Annotated in this window: 4 protein-coding genes; 3 read left to right on the top strand and 1 reads right to left on the bottom strand. The window is 38.1% G+C overall.

What is annotated here, in order from left to right; all coding sequences use genetic code 11:
• Positions 1-326: IS200/IS605 family transposase (gene tnpA, locus KIT27_12445; GenBank protein ID MCW5590453.1), on the bottom strand; the 326-nt coding region annotated here is incomplete at its 3' end.
• Positions 327-688: 362 nt separating this feature from the next.
• Between tnpA and KIT27_12450 the strand changes: the two genes are divergently transcribed.
• The 3 genes from KIT27_12450 to KIT27_12460 form a co-directional block, all read left to right on the top strand.
• A complete protein-coding gene (locus tag KIT27_12450) occupies positions 689-1,015 on the top strand; it encodes a hypothetical protein (GenBank protein ID MCW5590454.1) in 327 nt (108 codons plus the stop codon).
• Between the two features lie 24 nt (positions 1,016-1,039).
• Positions 1,040-1,312 carry a hypothetical protein gene (locus KIT27_12455; protein ID MCW5590455.1) on the top strand — a complete coding sequence of 91 codons (273 nt, stop codon included), beginning with the start codon at positions 1,040-1,042 and terminating at the stop codon, positions 1,310-1,312.
• An 88-nt stretch (positions 1,313-1,400) separates the two neighbouring features.
• Positions 1,401-1,608, top strand: a 208-nt coding sequence (locus KIT27_12460) for a hypothetical protein (GenBank protein ID MCW5590456.1), incomplete at its 3' end; no start/stop codon positions are given.

Here is a 1,608-nt window from a genome sequence, read left to right on the forward strand (position 1 = left end):
TATCCTCTCGACCAAAAATGTAACCCTCGAAAATTTCTTTGCTTCACGTATTTTTGATTGATAAGGATTGTTGATTTCCCTTTCAACTTCCCAATAAAATTTGCTACGCTCATTTTCGGGGGAATCGATAATAGCATGTGTATATGATCAACCATGACATGCCCCTCTATTAATTCAACCTCGTACCGCATACATAATTCCCTCAATATCGGTCCAATTTCCTTTCGTAATGCACCATACATTGCTTTACGACGATATTTTGGTACGATCACCACGTGGTATCGACAATACCACCTCACATGAGATTGGCTTTCCCATTCTCGCATTAGATTTCTCCTTTTCGTTTTGGCCTGGGGAGGCCAGGAAAGGAGAATCTAATTTCTATATTTTTGCAACTCCGTGAATGGTAAAACCTCGTTTACTCGCACCGCCATAGGCGGTGGCTTAGTGGGTGAGTTAATGAACAACAAACTATTGTTTTCGATTTAGAAAAACAAGTAGCTTTATTAACTCAGCAATTAGCAACGACCGAAAAGAAATTAAACGATCTGGAGCATCAAAATAAATCGCTGGCTCATGAGAAGTGGCAACTCGGTCAAGAAACAGCCCAGCTCATGGGCAGACTCAAGCAAATGGAGTCAATAAATTAATAAGCGGAAAAATGAATTACGAATAGAGGAAATGACGAATGGAACTTATATCAGAAATAAAGCGGTGCAAAACAATCGAAGACTGCTATGAGTGTGCAACCATAGATACGTATGATGAAAATGAAGCCGCATCTGGTTGGTTAACTTGCATAGAGGAAATGTTTAGCAAATTTGAACACGTAAAAGTTTTGGGGAATGAGGCGATACTGGAAGGATTTGACTTAAAAGGATTTCAGGTAGTAGCTAAATGCCGGAATGGTCGCAAGTCAGCTTTTGTATCATTAGAGTCAGTTGAATTTCCAAAACTGAGTAAAAGCGAAAAACTTTGGCTGGATGCTTTGAAAAAATGGAATGAAACCTTTTAAGAAAATATTTTTGAGAGCAATAAAATGATGAATGATCCAAAAATTGCGCATAAAGCTCTGCATGCGATTTATGATAAACACAGGCGAAAATACCGTGGGAACTCAGATTCAAAACAGATGTGCTGTATGTGGTCAACAAGTAATCCGCCTGATGCTCTTTCTGACACGCAGCCTATATTAGATATTGAAGATGCTTTTAATATCACAATTGGTGAAGATGAGGCAGTGGAAATATACGATATGGTCTTGGATGAAGCTGTTAAGAAGATTATGGAGATAAAGAGCAATCAAAAATGACTTGAGATCTGTAATACACTCAAATGTGTCTGTTTTTGATTTTAAAAAAATTCTAGCGGCATGGGGAACTTAACATAAAGAGGTATCTATGAGTGAATATCAATATTATGAATTTTGTAGCATTAATAAACCACTGTCCACAGAAGCGCGCAAAGAAATGCTTTCCCTATCAAGTCGCGCGAGTGTCGGAACTCACACTGCATCCTATGTTTATAACTACGGAGATTTTCGCGGCAAACCAAAGCAATTGGTGTTGAAACATTTTGATGTTTTTTTCTACATCAGTAATTTTGGTA

It is taken from the genome of Legionellales bacterium, from assembly GCA_026125385.1.
Classification (GTDB): domain Bacteria; phylum Pseudomonadota; class Gammaproteobacteria; order JAHCLG01; family JAHCLG01; genus JAHCLG01.

What these genes read in the sequence shown, in the direction of transcription:
- KIT27_12455 (MCW5590455.1), top strand. Translation starts at nt 1,040, where the DNA reads ATGATGAATGATCCAAAAATTGCGCATAAAGCTCTGCATGCGATTTAT.
- KIT27_12450 (MCW5590454.1), top strand. Translation starts at nt 689, where the DNA reads ATGGAACTTATATCAGAAATAAAGCGGTGCAAAACAATCGAAGACTGC.